The sequence below is a fragment of the Sphingobium sp. genome (genome assembly GCA_023266575.1).
In the GTDB taxonomy this organism is placed as follows: Bacteria; Pseudomonadota; Alphaproteobacteria; order Sphingomonadales; family Sphingomonadaceae; genus Sphingobium.
This window is the reverse complement of the sequence record JAHFPV010000010.1, coordinates 80,029-93,447: the sequence shown is the minus strand read 5'-3', so window position 1 is coordinate 93,447 and position 13,419 is coordinate 80,029. Positions and strand designations below refer to the sequence as shown.

Annotated in this window: 14 protein-coding genes; 7 read left to right on the top strand and 7 right to left on the bottom strand. The window is 64.3% G+C overall.

The annotated features are described in order from the left end of the window. Nucleotide 1: 1 nt before the first annotated feature. A complete protein-coding gene (locus tag Q0D44_RS11400) occupies nt 2-886 on the bottom strand; it encodes a bestrophin family ion channel (RefSeq protein ID WP_294136682.1) in 885 nt (294 codons plus the stop codon). 214 nt (nt 887-1,100) lie between these two features. Here Q0D44_RS11400 and Q0D44_RS11395 point away from each other — a divergent pair, with 214 nt between their 5' ends. Beyond that, entirely contained in the window at nt 1,101-2,339 is a 1,239-nt protein-coding gene (locus Q0D44_RS11395; protein ID WP_294136778.1) for a dicarboxylate/amino acid:cation symporter, read from the top strand. Further along, nucleotides 2,336-2,932: a Pr6Pr family membrane protein gene (locus Q0D44_RS11390; RefSeq protein WP_294136677.1), complete on the top strand. Its 597-nt coding sequence runs from the start codon at nt 2,336-2,338 to the stop codon at nt 2,930-2,932. Before Q0D44_RS11395 ends, Q0D44_RS11390 begins: the two co-directional genes overlap by 4 nt. Here the strand turns inward: Q0D44_RS11390 and Q0D44_RS11385 are convergent. Both Q0D44_RS11385 and Q0D44_RS11380 read right to left on the bottom strand, forming a co-directional pair. Next, nucleotides 2,929-3,108, bottom strand: a complete 180-nt coding sequence (locus Q0D44_RS11385; RefSeq protein WP_017181657.1) for a hypothetical protein — start codon at nt 3,106-3,108, stop codon at nt 2,929-2,931. The two genes, Q0D44_RS11390 and Q0D44_RS11385, sit on opposite strands and share 4 nt — an antisense overlap. Nucleotides 3,109-3,113: 5 nt before the next feature. Next, nucleotides 3,114-4,403 carry an adenylosuccinate synthase gene (locus Q0D44_RS11380; RefSeq protein ID WP_294136671.1) on the bottom strand — a complete coding sequence of 430 codons (1,290 nt, stop codon included), beginning with the start codon at nt 4,401-4,403 and terminating at the stop codon, nt 3,114-3,116. 236 nt (nt 4,404-4,639) lie between these two features. On the opposite strand from Q0D44_RS11380, the gene Q0D44_RS11375 reads away from it, so the two are divergent. After that, a complete protein-coding gene (locus tag Q0D44_RS11375; protein ID WP_294136668.1) occupies nt 4,640-5,506 on the top strand; it encodes an alpha/beta hydrolase in 867 nt (288 codons plus the stop codon). Here the strand turns inward: Q0D44_RS11375 and Q0D44_RS11370 are convergent. From Q0D44_RS11370 to Q0D44_RS11355, 4 genes are all read right to left on the bottom strand, one after another. Continuing rightward, complete coding sequence (locus tag Q0D44_RS11370; protein WP_294136666.1) at nt 5,503-6,633, bottom strand: ATP phosphoribosyltransferase regulatory subunit; 1,131 nt, start codon at nt 6,631-6,633, stop codon at nt 5,503-5,505. The genes Q0D44_RS11375 and Q0D44_RS11370 overlap by 4 nt on opposite strands. A 3-nt stretch (nt 6,634-6,636) precedes the next feature. Further along, a complete protein-coding gene (locus tag Q0D44_RS11365; protein ID WP_294136665.1) occupies nt 6,637-6,981 on the bottom strand; it encodes an endonuclease domain-containing protein in 345 nt (114 codons plus the stop codon). A 93-nt stretch (nt 6,982-7,074) separates the two neighbouring features. After that, complete coding sequence (gene serA / locus Q0D44_RS11360) at nt 7,075-8,655, bottom strand: phosphoglycerate dehydrogenase (protein ID WP_119750308.1); 1,581 nt, start codon at nt 8,653-8,655, stop codon at nt 7,075-7,077. Between the two features lie 127 nt (nt 8,656-8,782). Next, nucleotides 8,783-9,943, bottom strand: a complete 1,161-nt coding sequence (locus tag Q0D44_RS11355; RefSeq protein WP_294136663.1) for a phosphoserine transaminase — start codon at nt 9,941-9,943, stop codon at nt 8,783-8,785. A gap of 174 nt (nt 9,944-10,117) precedes the next feature. On the opposite strand from Q0D44_RS11355, the gene Q0D44_RS11350 reads away from it, so the two are divergent. The 4 genes from Q0D44_RS11350 to dapD all read left to right on the top strand — a co-directional run bounded on the left by Q0D44_RS11350 (nt 10,118) and on the right by dapD (nt 13,416). Next, nucleotides 10,118-10,783 (top strand): extensin family protein, encoded by a 666-nt coding sequence (locus Q0D44_RS11350; RefSeq protein ID WP_294136661.1) that lies wholly within the window; start codon nt 10,118-10,120, stop codon nt 10,781-10,783. A 41-nt stretch (nt 10,784-10,824) separates the two neighbouring features. Continuing rightward, nucleotides 10,825-11,703: a TIGR00730 family Rossman fold protein gene (locus Q0D44_RS11345; protein WP_294136777.1), complete on the top strand. Its 879-nt coding sequence runs from the start codon at nt 10,825-10,827 to the stop codon at nt 11,701-11,703. A 208-nt stretch (nt 11,704-11,911) separates the two neighbouring features. Then, the gene (locus Q0D44_RS11340; protein WP_294136659.1) at nt 11,912-12,583 is read left to right on the top strand and encodes a pyrimidine 5'-nucleotidase; all 672 of its coding nucleotides are present in this window, start codon (nt 11,912-11,914) and stop codon (nt 12,581-12,583) included. Then, nucleotides 12,580-13,416: a 2,3,4,5-tetrahydropyridine-2,6-dicarboxylate N-succinyltransferase gene (dapD, locus tag Q0D44_RS11335; protein WP_294136657.1), complete on the top strand. Its 837-nt coding sequence runs from the start codon at nt 12,580-12,582 to the stop codon at nt 13,414-13,416. The genes Q0D44_RS11340 and dapD overlap by 4 nt, the downstream gene beginning before the upstream one ends. The last annotated feature ends 3 nt before the right edge of the window (nt 13,417-13,419 follow it).

Genomic DNA, 13,419 nt, shown 5'->3' with positions numbered 1-13,419 from the left:
CTCACCACAACACCCCGCGCACCGGTTTGAGCGGCTCCGGTGCGGGGTCGCCGATGGACTGGAGCAGGTCGATCTCGATCGTGCGGCACATGGCGTTGAGCGATACGTCATGCACGCTGTTGGCGAAGGGATCGACCAGATCGTCGCCGATCCGCAGCACCGCCAAGAACATGAGGCCCGCCACCGTTGACCCCAAAGGCGTCGCCAGCCCCAGCGTTTCGACCAGCCCGATCGGCAGGAAGAGGCAGAAGAGATGGGTGAAGATGGTCGGCAGATAGCGATATTGCACCGGTAGCGGCGTGTTTTTGAGCCGCTCCATCCCGCCCTGCGCATTGGCGATATCGACCAGCACCGCCTCCATCTGGGTCTGCTGGATCGTGTCGATCCACCCTTCACGCCGGGCAATGTCGATGCGCCGCCCGGTGCTGTCGAGCAGGCCGTTGGCCGCGTTGGTGCGGGCCAGCGCCAGCCCCTTGTCCTTTTCCTCCAGAAAGCGGGTGACATCGTCGTCGATCGGCAGCCGCCGCAACTGGCAGCGCAGCGCGTTGACATAGGCGATCTGGCGCTTGACGATTTCCCGCTTCAAATCGCGCCCTTCGGGATCGGGCAGGAAATTGCGGGTCGCCCGCGCCAGGCTGCGCGACGCGTTGATCATCGCCCCCCACAGGGTGCGCCCTTCCCACCAGCGCTGATAGGCCGAATTGGACCGGAACCCCAGGAACAGCGCCAGCGCGGTGCCGAAGATGGTCAGCGGCAGTTCGGGCGCCTTGAACGGCAGCACATAATAAGCGATCGTGACGGCACAGTCCCACACGAACAGGATAGTCAGCGGCTTCCACACTTCTGTCGCCATGCGGCGCAGACTGGGGACGGGATCAACGATCATGCGGGTCTCCAAAGGACAGGACCGCGCTAACGCAAGAGGCGCGCAAAAGCTCCCTCGATGCTATAGCGAAATGACTGGCCTTTAGTGCAACTTGCAGCCGCGCCGGACCGTTGGACAGCTACTGTAACATGAGGACAGGCGATTGACCGGCACGAGCCTCGAACCAAGCGCCGAGACCGGAACAAGGACCGCGGCTGTGTCGCTCCAGTGGCAGATGCTGGCCGGGTTCGTCATCGGGCTGGTGGTTGGCCTTGCCGTCTATATGACCGCGCCTGACGCGCGCTGGGTCGATCACGTCACCACCTATGTTACAGGGCCGATCGGCCAGATTTTCCTGCGCCTGCTGTTCATGCTGGTCATCCCGTTGCTGGTGTCGGCGCTGATCGTCGGCATTGCCGAGATGGGCGAAATCCGTGCCCTGCGCCGCGTGGGGCTGCGCACATTGGTCTACACGCTGGTCGTGTCGGCCATTGCAGTGGCGGTCAGCCTGCTGGTGGTCGACCTGTTGCGGCCGGGCGCGGGCATTAACCCGGCCATGGCGCGGGCGATGCTGAGCGAGGCAGGACCGGGCGCGCAGGCGATACTGAGCCGGGGCAGTGACGCGCCGCATGGGATGGCCGCCTTCATCGCCATCGTCCCCGACAATATCGTCGCGGCCATGGCGGGTAACGACATATTGGCGGTGATGGTCTTTGCCCTGTTTTTCGGCATCGGGCTGATGCTGGTCCGTACGCCGCAGACCCAATTGCTGCTGAGTGCGATGGAAGGGCTGCTGGCGGTGACGATGCGGCTGATGGGGCTGGTGATCCGCCTGGCCCCGATCGCCATCGCCTGTTTCATGTTCAACCTGGCCGCACATTTCGGCTGGGACTTGCTCATTCGCCTGTCCGCCTATGTCGGCGTGGTGCTGCTGGCGCTGGCGATCCAGATGTTCGGCGTCTATTCGCTGCTGATCGCCTTCATCGCCAAACGATCGCCTTGGCGCTTCTTCGCCGACGTGCAGGAGGCGACGGTCATGGCGTTTGCCACCGCATCCTCCAACGCGACCCTGCCGACCGCCTTGCGCGTGGCCGAAGAGGAGTTGCGCCTGCCGCGCCGCATCGCCCGCTTCGTCCTGACCATCGGCGCAACCGCCAACCAGAATGGCACGGCGATGTTCGAGGGGATTACGGTGATCTTCCTCGCCCAGTTTTTCAGCATTGACCTCAGCATCGCCCAGCAGGTCATGGTGATGATGATGTGCATCTTGGGCGGCATTGGCACGGCGGGGGTGCCGGCCGGATCGCTGCCCGTGGTGGCGATGATATTGGGCATGGTCGGCATCCCGCCCGAAGGGATCGGGCTGGTGCTGGGGGTCGACCGGCTGCTCGACATGTGCCGCACTGCGCTCAACGTGACCGGCGATCTGGTCGCGGCGACAGTGATCGCCGCGGGTGAGGAGGATCGGGCATGACGGCAAGGATAGCGGCGGCGATCGTGGCCCTTGTCGCACTGGCCGGGCTGGTCGTGCAATTCGCAGCGACGCTCGATCAGACCGGGTCGGTTGCGGGCACGCTCTGGGTATTGCTGCGCTACTTCACGGTGCTGACCAATCTGCTCGTCGCGCTCGCCTTTGGCTGGGTTGCGATCGGTGGGCGGCCGCATCCGCGCCGATTGGCAGGCGTCATGCTGGCGATCCTGCTGGTCGGGATCATCTATGGCCTGCTGCTGCGCGGACTGTTGACGTTGAGCGGCGGCGCGCTGCTCGCCGATACGCTGCTGCACAAGGTGACGCCCGTGCTGGTCCCCTTGTGGTGGATCGCCTTTGCGGTGCGAGGCCAGTTGCGATGGCGCGATGCATGGGGATGGACGCTGTTTCCCGCGCTCTATTTGCCCTATGCTTTGCTGCGCGGCATGGCGGAGGGACGCTATGCCTATCCGTTCATCGACGTCGCGAAGCTCGGCATCGGCACGGTGCTGGTCAATGCCGTGCTGATCGCGATAGGCTTCGTCGCGGCAGGCCATGCGCTGGTCTGGATCGACCGGCGCATGGCGGAGCGCAGTTAACGCAGCTTGGCGATGTTCAACCCGTCTTCCTTGGCACGGGCCTTGGTCGATTCCTCGGTCCGGGTCAGCGCCTTGGCAATGGCCTTGAGGCCCATGCCTTTCTTCGCCAGCAGGTGCAGCTTCTGGATCTCATCCTGAGTCCAGGGCTGGCGATGCCGCTCGAATTTCTCGGCCATCGCCCTTAATCCGCGAACGGATCGCGCACCAGGATGGTATCCTCGCGCTCTGGGCTGGTGGATACGAGCGTGACCGGGCAGCCGATCAGTTCCTCGATCCGGCGGATATATTTGATCGCCTGCGCCGGAAGGTCCGCCCAGCTGCGTGCGCCGGCGGTGGTATCGTGCCAGCCTTCGATCGTTTCGTAGATCGGCTGCGCCTTCGCCTGATCCTGCGCATGGGCGGGCAGATAGTCGTAAGTCTGCTCGCCAATCTTGTAGCCAATGCAGATGTTGAGCGTGTCGAACCCGTCCAGCACGTCGAGCTTGGTCAGCGCGATGCCGGTGACGCCCGACACCGCGATCGACTGGCGCACCAGCACCGCGTCGAACCAGCCGCAGCGGCGCTTGCGCCCGGTGACAGTGCCAAATTCATGGCCGCGTTCGCCCAGCCGCTGGCCGGTGGCGTCCTCCAGTTCGGTCGGGAACGGGCCGGAGCCGACGCGGGTGGTATAGGCCTTTACGATGCCCAGCACGAAGCCTGCCGCATTGGGGCCAAGGCCGGTGCCGCTCGCCGCCGTGCCCGCGACCGTGTTGGACGAGGTGACGAAGGGATAGGTGCCATGGTCGATGTCGAGCAGCGTGCCCTGAGCGCCCTCGAACAAGATACGCTTGCCTGCCGCCTTGGCGCGGTTGAGCGTCAGCCAGACCGGCTTGACGAAGGGCAGGATGAAGTCGGCAATCTCGGTCAGTTCCGCCATCAGCGCGGCGCGGTCGATCGGCGGTTCGCCAAAACCGGCACGCAGCGCGTCATGATGGGCGGTCAGCCGGTCCAGCTGCGGGCCAAGGTCGTCGAGATGGGCCAAGTCGCACACGCGGATAGCGCGGCGGCCGACCTTATCCTCATAGGCGGGGCCAATGCCGCGCCGGGTGGTGCCGATCTTGCCAGCACCGCTCGCATCCTCGCGCAGGCCGTCCAGGTCGCGGTGGAAGGGCAGGATCAGCGGGCAGGTTTCGGCAATCTGGAGATTGTCGGGCGTGATCGACACGCCCTGCCCGGTCAGCTTGGCGACTTCATCGCGGAAATGCCACGGGTCCAGCACCACGCCATTGCCGATCACCGACAGCGTGCCCCGCACGATGCCCGATGGCAGCAGCGAGAGCTTATAGACTTTCTCGCCGACCACCAGCGTGTGGCCCGCATTATGGCCGCCCTGGAAACGGGCGACGACATCGGCGCGCTCCGACAGCCAGTCGACGATCTTGCCCTTGCCCTCGTCACCCCATTGGGCGCCGATCACGGTTACATTTGCCATGGATACAGATCTCCGCCCGCCGCGCGGACCGGCCATGCCCTTCGACGGGACTCGACATGCCAGTAGGATCGATTGGGCGCCCGACAGAAACATGGGGCACCCGGTGCGGGCGCGGGTTAGCGGCGCGGGGCGGGCGCGTCAAGGCGGGGAGCGATTACACTTTGATACAGGGCAGTGGCTTTACGAGATGATGCAGGCGCGCAATCCTGATTATCCGTCGTCTGTGGAGATGTGTCGTGCGGATAGCGTTGATCCTTGCCCTGTGCCTGTCGCTTGTGTCCCCCGCCAGCGGCGCGCCGCTGCGGGAGCAGGCTAGAGAGGAAATGATGGCCTATGGCAGCGATCCGGCGCAGACGCTCGATTTCTGGCCTGGCAAAGCCGACAGTGACCCGAACATAGTAAAGCCGTTGGTGATTTTCGTCCATGGCGGCGGGTGGAAGCGCGGTAGCAAGGACAATGCCACCGGTCGGCATAAATCCGTTCATTATCAACAGCTTGATTATGCTTTCGCGTCCATCGACTACCGCCTGGTTCCGGGGGCCACAGTGGAACAGCAGGCGCAGGATGTCGCCGATGCCGTCGCTTTCCTGCGCAAGCGCGCGGCGACATTGGGCGTCGATCCGAACCGAATCGTGCTGATGGGGCATAGCGCGGGCGCGCATCTGGTCGCGCTGGTGGGGACGGACATGCGCTATTTCGCCAAGGCTGGCCTGCCGCCCGATGCCGTGCGCGGGATCATCCCGCTGGACGGCGCGGCCTATGATGTGGCGGCGCAGATGGCGCAATCGGGCCGGTTCATGAAGGGCACCTATGAACAGGCGTTCGGCACCAATTCCGCGCGGCAGCAAGCGCTGTCGCCGACCCGCCATGCCGCGAAGCCCAATGCCCCTGCCTTCCTGATCCTGCATGTCGACCGGGACGATGGCGCGGCGCAATCAGAGGCGCTGGCCGCTGCCTTGAAACGCGCAGGCACGCCGGTGGAGATACAGGCATTGGAGGGCCGCGGGCTGCGCGGCCATATGCAGATCAACCGGCAGATGGGTGACCCCGACTATCCGGGGACGGCGATCGTGGATAACTGGCTGGCGCGGATATTCCGTTAGAAAGAGCGCAGTTCCGCGCCGTCGAGCCAGTGCGAGCAGCGCAGGGTCGCGCCATCCTCATCACCCACCAGCGCGGCGACGGTGTGCCAGCCCTCGGCCCGCAATTCGGCGGCGCGAATTGCGTCGGCACCCAGCGGCAGGAACAGGCGTTTGGGTGCCTCGTCACCAAAGCCCGCGTCGATGAGCGGGTCGGGATAGAGCGAGAAGCCGATGGCGGGTTCGTCCTGCCCGTCGGCGCGCAAAATGGCGTAGCTGCCGCCCCGGCCGATTTCGCCGATGAAGCCTTCGGCAAAGATCGAGAAGCCAAACCAGTTCTGATATTCAAAGCCGTGCCGTTCAGTCGGATCGAGCGTCAGGGTGATGTCCCAGCCGATCGGTTTGGCGATAGCGCGCAGGCCCGCGATGCGGCTGTCGATCGCGCCGCCCAACTGTGCATTGAAGGCTTCGAGCCGCTCCATCGCGGCGTGGAACGGGCCGGTCGACTCGATCAGCGGGAGATAGGCCGCCGCCTGCGGGCCGAGCGCGACAAGCGCGCCTGCATCCTTGGCGTCGAGTTCGGTGCGCACCGCTTCCAGCTCGTCCGCCGCCAGCGGCAGCGGCCCGGCAGCCAGCATGTCGATGAGGTCAGGCAGGGTGAAGTCGATGGTGAGGCCACTGACACCCGCCGCCTGCAACGCCTCGATCGCGACATTGACGATCTCGACCGCGGCGGCGACGCTATCCGACCCGATCAGTTCGGCCCCGACCTGCAATTTCTCCCGCTCCGGCCGCAACTGGTTGGCCTTGAGGCGGATCACCGGCCCGGCATAGGAAAGACGCAGCGGGCGCGGCGCGGTGGCCAGGCGGGTCGCGGCGATGCGGCCGACCTGCGCTGTCATGTCCGGGCGCAGCGCCAGGCTGCGCTGCGACACCGGATCGACCGCGCGGACCAGATCCTGCGCGCGCATGGATTTGAGCCGCTGGGTCAGCGTATCCTCAAACTCCGCAAGCGGCGGCATGACCCGCTCATAACCATGGGTCGCAACCGTATCCAGCACGCGGCGCGCGAGGCGGGCGGAGGCTTCGGCCTGCGGTGGCAGGCGGTCGGATAATCCTTCGGGAAGAAGGCCAGGCGGGATCATGGTCATACCTTAGCTCCCTCCCCCTAGGGGGGGAGGGCTGGGGAGAGGGGGCACGCGCAACGCATCGGCAATCACGCTCAATACACCCTCGATATTGCTGATGACATCGGGATTGGCAAAACGGATCACGCGATACCCCAGCGATTCCAGAAATTCGGTTCGCCGCGCGTCATAGCGATCTTTGGCGGAATGTGTATCCCCATCGACTTCGATGATGAGGCCCGCGGCCTTTGACGCGAAATCGACGATATAGGGCGCGATGATGGTCTGGCGCGTGAATTGTCGGTTTTCAAAACGGTTGGCGCGCAGGGCAAGCCAGAGTTTCTGTTCGGCGGGGGTGGGGTTGGCGCGCATATGTTTTGCGCGCTGCTTCAGTGTTGGGTCCAGCCGCACTGTTGCTCCCCCTCTCCCAACCCTCTCCCCGGAGGGAGAGGGCTTTAGAGCAGCTTATGCGAAGCGCAGCACCTTGACCTGTTTCACGCCCGTCAGGTTGCAGATTTCCCAGCGGAGCGGTTCGGTGACGGTGCCGTCGACCGACAGCAGCAGCACGGCTTCGCCGCCCTGGTTGCGACGGCCAAGATGGAAGGTGCCGATATTGACGTCGGCTGCACCCAGCGTCGACCCCAGGCGACCGATGAAACCGGGCGCGTCCTGGTTGACGATGTAGAGCATGGTGCCGTCCAGATCGGCCTCCACCTTGATGCCGAACAGTTCGACCAGACGCGGGCTTGCGTGACCGAACAAAGTGCCGGCAACCGAACGCTGGCCGCTTTCGGTGGTGACGGTGACGCGCACCAGCGTCTGATAGTCGCCTTCGCGGTCATGGCGCACTTCGCGCACGTCAAGGCCGCGTTCCTTGGCCAGGAAGGGCGCGTTGACCATGTTCACCGTGTCCGAATAGACGCGCATCAGGCCTGCGAGTACGGCGGCGGTGATCGGCTTCTGGTTCAGTTCGGCGGCATGACCCTCCACTTCGACCGCAACGCCGGTGATCTGGTCGCCTTCCAGCTGGCCGACCAGGCTGCCCAGCTTCTCGGCAATCGCCATATAGGGCTTGAGCTTGGGGGCTTCCTCCGCCGACAGGCTGGGCACGTTCAGCGCATTGGTGATGCCGCCGTCGAGCAGATAGTCGGACAGCTGATCGGCGACCTGCAACGCGACATTGACCTGCGCTTCGTCGGTCGACGCGCCCAGATGCGGGGTGCAGATGAAATTGGGGGTGCCGAACAAGGGCGATTCCTTGGCCGGTTCGGTCTGGAACACGTCGAGCGCGGCGCCCGCGACCTGGCCCGAATCGAGCGCATCCTTGAGCGCAGCTTCGTCGATCAGCCCGCCGCGCGCGCAGTTGACGATGCGCACGCCCTTCTTGGTCTTGGCGAGATTTTCACGGCTCAGGATATTGCGGGTCTGGTCGGTCAGCGGCGTGTGCAGGGTGATGAAGTCGGCCTTTGCCAGCAACGTGTCCAGATCCGCCTTTTCCACGCCCATTTCGACGGCGCGTTCGGGCGTCAGGAAGGGATCGAACGCGACGACCTTCATTTTCAGGCCCAGTGCGCGGCTGGCGACGATCGAGCCGATATTGCCCGCGCCAATGAGGCCCAGCACCTTGCCAGTGACTTCCACGCCCATGAAGCCGTTTTTGGGCCACAGGCCCTGCTGGGTCTGGGCGTTGGCTTCTGGAATCTGGCGCGCCAGTGCGAAGATGAGCGCGATGGCATGTTCGGCGGTGGTGATCGAGTTGCCGAACGGGGTGTTCATGACGATCACGCCCTTGGCCGAGGCATAGGGGATGTCGACATTGTCGACGCCGATCCCGGCGCGGCCAATGACCTTCAGGTTGGTGGCGGCGTCGAGGATGTCCTTGGTCACCTTGGTCGAGCTGCGAATGGCGAGGCCGTCATATTGGCCGATCATCGCCTTCAACTCTTCAGGGGTCTTGCCGGTGATGACATCGACATCGACGCCACGCTCCCGGAAGATCGCGGCGGCGCGGGGGTCCATCTGGTCGCTGATAAGTACTTTGGGCATCTGTATTTCCTTTGGAAAATAGTCCCGTCATCCCCGCGCAGGCGGGGATCTATCTCCCGCCATTGCACCTGTCGATAGGCTGGGAGATGGATTCCCGCCTTCGCGGGAATGACGACTTTGTTTTAAATTAAGCGGCCTTCACGGTCGCATAGGCCCAGTCGAGCCAGGGGCCGAGCGCTTCGATGTCGGCGGTGTCGACGGTCGCGCCGCACCAGATGCGAAGCCCGGCGGGGGCGTCGCGATAGCCGGCGATGTCGAGTGCCGCGCCTTCCTTTTCGAGCAGGGCAGCGAAGGCCTTGATAAAGGCTTCGTCGGCACCCGCGACGGTCAGGCAGACGCTGGTTTTCGAGCGCGAGGCTTCATCGACCGCGAGATGGCCGAGCCAGTCGCGCTCCGCCACAATCTTGTCCAGAGCGGCAGCATTGGCGTCGCTGCGGGCGATCAGGCCAGCGGCACCGCCGATCGACTTGCCCCATTCCAGCGCGAAGATCGCATCTTCGACCGCCAGCATGGAGGGGGTGTTGATCGTCTCGCCCTTGAACACGCCTTCGGTCAGCTTGCCCTTGGAAACGAGCCGGAAAACCTTGGGCAGCGGCCAGGCGGGGGTGTAGGTTTCGAGGCGCTCAACGGCGCGGGGACCAAGGATCAGCACGCCATGGCCGCCCTCGCCGCCCAGCACCTTCTGCCAGGAGAAGGTGGCAACGTCGATCTTGGCCCAGTCGATGTCATAGGCGAACACCGCGCTGGTCGCGTCGGCGAAGGTCAGGCCTTCGCGGTCGGCGGGGATGAAGTCCGCATTGGGAACGCGCACGCCCGACGTCGTGCCATTCCAGGTGAACAGCACGTCATGGCTGAAATCGACCGCCGACAGATCGGGCAGCTGGCCATAATCGGCGCGGATCACGGTGGGGTCGAGCTTCAACTGCTTGGCCGCGTCCGTCACCCAGCCTTCGCCGAAGCTTTCCCAGGCGATGGTCGTGACCGGGCGGGCGCCCAGCATCGTCCACATCGCCATTTCAAACGCGCCGGTGTCGGAGCCGGGGACGATGCCGATGCGGTGGGTGTCGGGCAGGTTCAGCAATTCGCGCATCAGGTCGATGCAGTAGGCTAAGCGGGTCTTGCCGATCTTGGACCGGTGCGAACGGCCCAGCGACTCAGTGGCGAGCGCAGCGGCGCTCCAGCCGGGCGGCTTGGCACAGGGACCGGACGAGAAAAAGGGACGGGCCGGAAGGGTTGCGGGCTTTACGGCAGGCGCAACGGTGGCGTCAACGGCAGTCAAATCAGTCATGTAGCTTCTCCTTACAGAGAGCAGCGCGGCGTTGGGACCGCGTGGCCCGTCGGCCGCCCTAAAGATTTCGGCTGAACTGTCAAGCTGGTTGCAAAAACGCGACGAGCCGTGCGCCCCGTTAACCATCGGCAAGATTTGTCCTGCTACCATGGCTGGCTCCTGATAGAGCGGGCGATGACGATGAGGATGTTTCGCGGCGCGGCGCTGGCCGTGACGATGGCGATGATGCTGAGCGCGTGCGGCGGCGATCTGGTGCCGCGCGGGCGGGTGGCGCGAGTCTCCAAGCCCGTCCGACCCGCAGCGCCGCCGCCGATGGAAGTGCGTCAGTGTCTGGCGAAACTCAATGCGCAGGCGATCGCCTACACCCCGCTGCCCGACCGGACATTTGGCGGCGGATGCAGCGCGGTGGGGAGCGTCAAGCTGATCGACTTTGGCGTGCCTGCGACCAATCTGGGGGCGATGACCTGCCAGCTGGCGGCCAATTTCGCGGCCTGGGCGCGCTATGGGGTGCAACCCGCCGCGCGCACCATATTGGGGACGGAGATTGTGCGGATCGAGACATTCGGCACCTATAATTGCCGCCCGATCGCGGGCAGCGGCAAATTGTCCGAACATGCGCACAGCAACGCGATCGACATTGCCGCCTTCGTGCTGGCGGACGGGCGCAGGATCAGCGTCGAGCAAGGCTGGAGCGGCGACCGGGAAACGCGCCAGTTCCTGAAAATCGTCCATGCCAGCGCCTGCAAGCGGTTCAACACCGTTCTCAGCCCCGATTATAACGCGGCCCATCACGACCATTTTCATTTCGACATGGGGGGCAAGGGCGGGTTTTGCAGGTAAGCCGTCTTGGCAATGTCATCCGCGCCCCTTACGTCGTGGGGATGACAAAGAAAGACATTGAAGAACCCAAATTCCGCCCCGCACGGCAGGAGGCGGCAGACGCCCGCAAGGCGATCGACACACCCCAGACCAGCAGCAGCGCCTATCGGCTGGCCTTTCAGGACACCGAATTTCTGTTGCGCGAAGATTTGCGCCCGGTCCGCTTCCAGCTGGAGCTGTTGAAGCCGCAATTGCTGATGGACGAGGCGCGAATCGAATCGACCTTCGTTTTCTATGGCTCCGCGCGGATTCCCGAACCCGATCAGGTGCAGGCGCGGATCGACGCGGCGACCACGCCAGAGCTGAAGCGGATTGCCGAAAATCTGGGCAAGAAAGCCCATTATTATGATGAAGCCCGCAAGCTGGCGAGCATCGCGGCGCAATATCCGGTGAATGAGGCGGGATGCCGTCACTTCGTCGTTTGTTCGGGCGGCGGCCCCTCGATCATGGAGGCGGCCAATCGCGGCGCGGCTGATGTCGGCCAGACCACGATCGGCATGAACATCGTCCTGCCCCACGAACAGGCACCCAATCGCTTCGTCACCCCGGAGCTGAGTTTCCAGTTCCACTATTTCGCGCTGCGCAAGATGCACTTCCTGCTGCGCGCGCGGGCGCTGGCGGTGTTTCCCGGCGGGTTCGGCACGTTCGACGAGATGTTCGAGCTGCTGACCCTGATCCAGACCGGCAAGATGAAGCCGATCCCGATCCTGCTGTTCGGCAAGGCCTTCTGGAACCGGGTGGTCGATTTCGAGGCGCTGGCCGATGAGGGCGTGATCGCGCCCGCCGACCTCAACCTCATCACCTGGGTCGAAAGTGCCGAGGAGGCGTGGCAGGCGGTGCAGGCCTTTTATCATGACAGCGAGCCGCTGGGGTGCGGCTGACCCCCTCTCCCCATGGAGAGGGAAGCGAGACTTGGCGGCTTTGCCGCCTAGTCGCAGCCGGAGAGGGGGTGCGCCGCACGCCATGCCCATCCCCCTCTTCCAACTTCGCCTAGGCCCTTCGGGCCAAGGCTGCGTATCCTTCTCCCCCACGGGGAGAAGGTTTGTTGTGGCTCTTGCCCTCGCCCGCGCACAGGACTAGGGCGCGGCCATGCTTGGCGATCTGGCCCATGTCGACACCTGGATCTTCGATCTGGACAACACGCTCTATCCGGCGAAGGCGGACCTGTTCGCGCTGATCGACGTGAAGATGGGCGAGTTTATCCAGGGGTTGCTGGGGTGCGACCCGGTGGCCGCGCGGCAGACGCAGAAGCGGTATTTCATGGAGCATGGCACCACCCTGTCGGGGCTGATGCACCATCATTGTATCGAGCCGCGCGAATTCCTCGACTATGTCCATGACATTTCGATGGACCGGCTGGCGGTCGATGCCGATCTGAACGCCCATATTGCCGCTTTGCCGGGCCGCCGCCTGATCTTCACCAATGGTGATGCAGCCTATGCGGGCCGCGTGCTGGAGAGACTGGGCCTTTCCGACCTGTTCGAGCAGATCCACGACATTCACGCCTGCCAATATGTGCCCAAGCCCGACCCGTCGGGCTATGCCGAATTGTGCCGGGTCCATGATGTCGATCCGACCCGCGCCGCCTTTTTCGAGGATATGGCCCGCAATTTGCGGCCCGCCAAGGCGATCGGCATGGCGACGATCTGGGTCAATAATGGCTCCGAAGCGGGCAATCATGACCATCATCCCGATTTTATCGATTTTGAGACCGACCATCTGAGGCCTTTTCTGGCCAGCATACTTGGGGACAATGCATGACCGACCTGCAAACCATAATCGACGCCGCCTGGGAGGACCGGGCCAATGTGAGCCTGACCACGCAAGGGCCGGTGCGCGACGCCGTGAATCAGGCTCTGGCACTGCTCGACAGCGGCAAGGCCCGTGTCGCCGAGCCGGTCGATGGCGGCTGGCAGGTCAACCAGTGGCTCAAAAAGGCGGTGCTGCTTTCCTTCCGCCTCAACGACAATGCGCTGATCGAAAACGGCCCCGGCGGCGGTTTCTGGTGGGACAAGGTGCCGAGCAAATTCGCCGGATGGGGCGAGGCGGAATTTCGCGCCGCCGGTTTCCGCGCGGTGCCGGGCGCCTTTGCCCGCGCTGGCGCGCATATCGCCAAGAATGCGATCCTGATGCCCAGCTTCGTCAATATCGGCGCATTCGTCGATGAAGGCACGATGGTCGACGCCTGGGTGACGGTCGGCAGCTGCGCCCAGATCGGCAAGAATGTCCATCTGTCGGGCGGCGTCGGCATTGGCGGCGTGCTGGAGCCGTTGCAGGCCGATCCCGTCATCATCGAGGATGACTGCTTCATCGGCGCGCGGTCCGAAGTGGTCGAAGGCGTCCGCATCGGCAAGGGATCGGTCCTGTCGATGGGCGTGTTCATCGGCCAGTCGACCAAGGTTATCGACCGCGCGACCGGCGAAATATTCATGGGCGAAGTGCCGCCTTACTCGGTGATCGTCCCCGGCAGCCTGCCCGGCAAGCCCCTGCCCGACGGCACGCCCGGCCCCAGCCTCTATTGCGCGGTCATCGTCAAGCGGGTGGACGCCCAGACGCGGTCCAAGACCGGGATCAACGATCTGCTGCGCGACTGATCG

What these genes read in the sequence shown, in the direction of transcription:
- Q0D44_RS11400 (WP_294136682.1), bottom strand. Translation starts at nt 886, where the DNA reads ATGATCGTTGATCCCGTCCCCAGTCTGCGCCGCATGGCGACAGAAGTG.
- Q0D44_RS11395 (WP_294136778.1), top strand. Translation starts at nt 1,101, where the DNA reads ATGCTGGCCGGGTTCGTCATCGGGCTGGTGGTTGGCCTTGCCGTCTAT.
- Q0D44_RS11390 (WP_294136677.1), top strand. Translation starts at nt 2,336, where the DNA reads ATGACGGCAAGGATAGCGGCGGCGATCGTGGCCCTTGTCGCACTGGCC.
- Q0D44_RS11385 (WP_017181657.1), bottom strand. Translation starts at nt 3,108, where the DNA reads ATGGCCGAGAAATTCGAGCGGCATCGCCAGCCCTGGACTCAGGATGAG.
- Q0D44_RS11380 (WP_294136671.1), bottom strand. Translation starts at nt 4,403, where the DNA reads ATGGCAAATGTAACCGTGATCGGCGCCCAATGGGGTGACGAGGGCAAG.
- Q0D44_RS11370 (WP_294136666.1), bottom strand. Translation starts at nt 6,633, where the DNA reads ATGACCATGATCCCGCCTGGCCTTCTTCCCGAAGGATTATCCGACCGC.
- Q0D44_RS11365 (WP_294136665.1), bottom strand. Translation starts at nt 6,981, where the DNA reads ATGCGCGCCAACCCCACCCCCGCCGAACAGAAACTCTGGCTTGCCCTG.
- serA (WP_119750308.1), bottom strand. Translation starts at nt 8,655, where the DNA reads ATGCCCAAAGTACTTATCAGCGACCAGATGGACCCCCGCGCCGCCGCG.
- Q0D44_RS11355 (WP_294136663.1), bottom strand. Translation starts at nt 9,943, where the DNA reads ATGACTGATTTGACTGCCGTTGACGCCACCGTTGCGCCTGCCGTAAAG.
- Q0D44_RS11350 (WP_294136661.1), top strand. Translation starts at nt 10,118, where the DNA reads ATGACGATGAGGATGTTTCGCGGCGCGGCGCTGGCCGTGACGATGGCG.
- Q0D44_RS11345 (WP_294136777.1), top strand. Translation starts at nt 10,825, where the DNA reads ATGACAAAGAAAGACATTGAAGAACCCAAATTCCGCCCCGCACGGCAG.
- Q0D44_RS11340 (WP_294136659.1), top strand. Translation starts at nt 11,912, where the DNA reads ATGCTTGGCGATCTGGCCCATGTCGACACCTGGATCTTCGATCTGGAC.
- dapD (WP_294136657.1), top strand. Translation starts at nt 12,580, where the DNA reads ATGACCGACCTGCAAACCATAATCGACGCCGCCTGGGAGGACCGGGCC.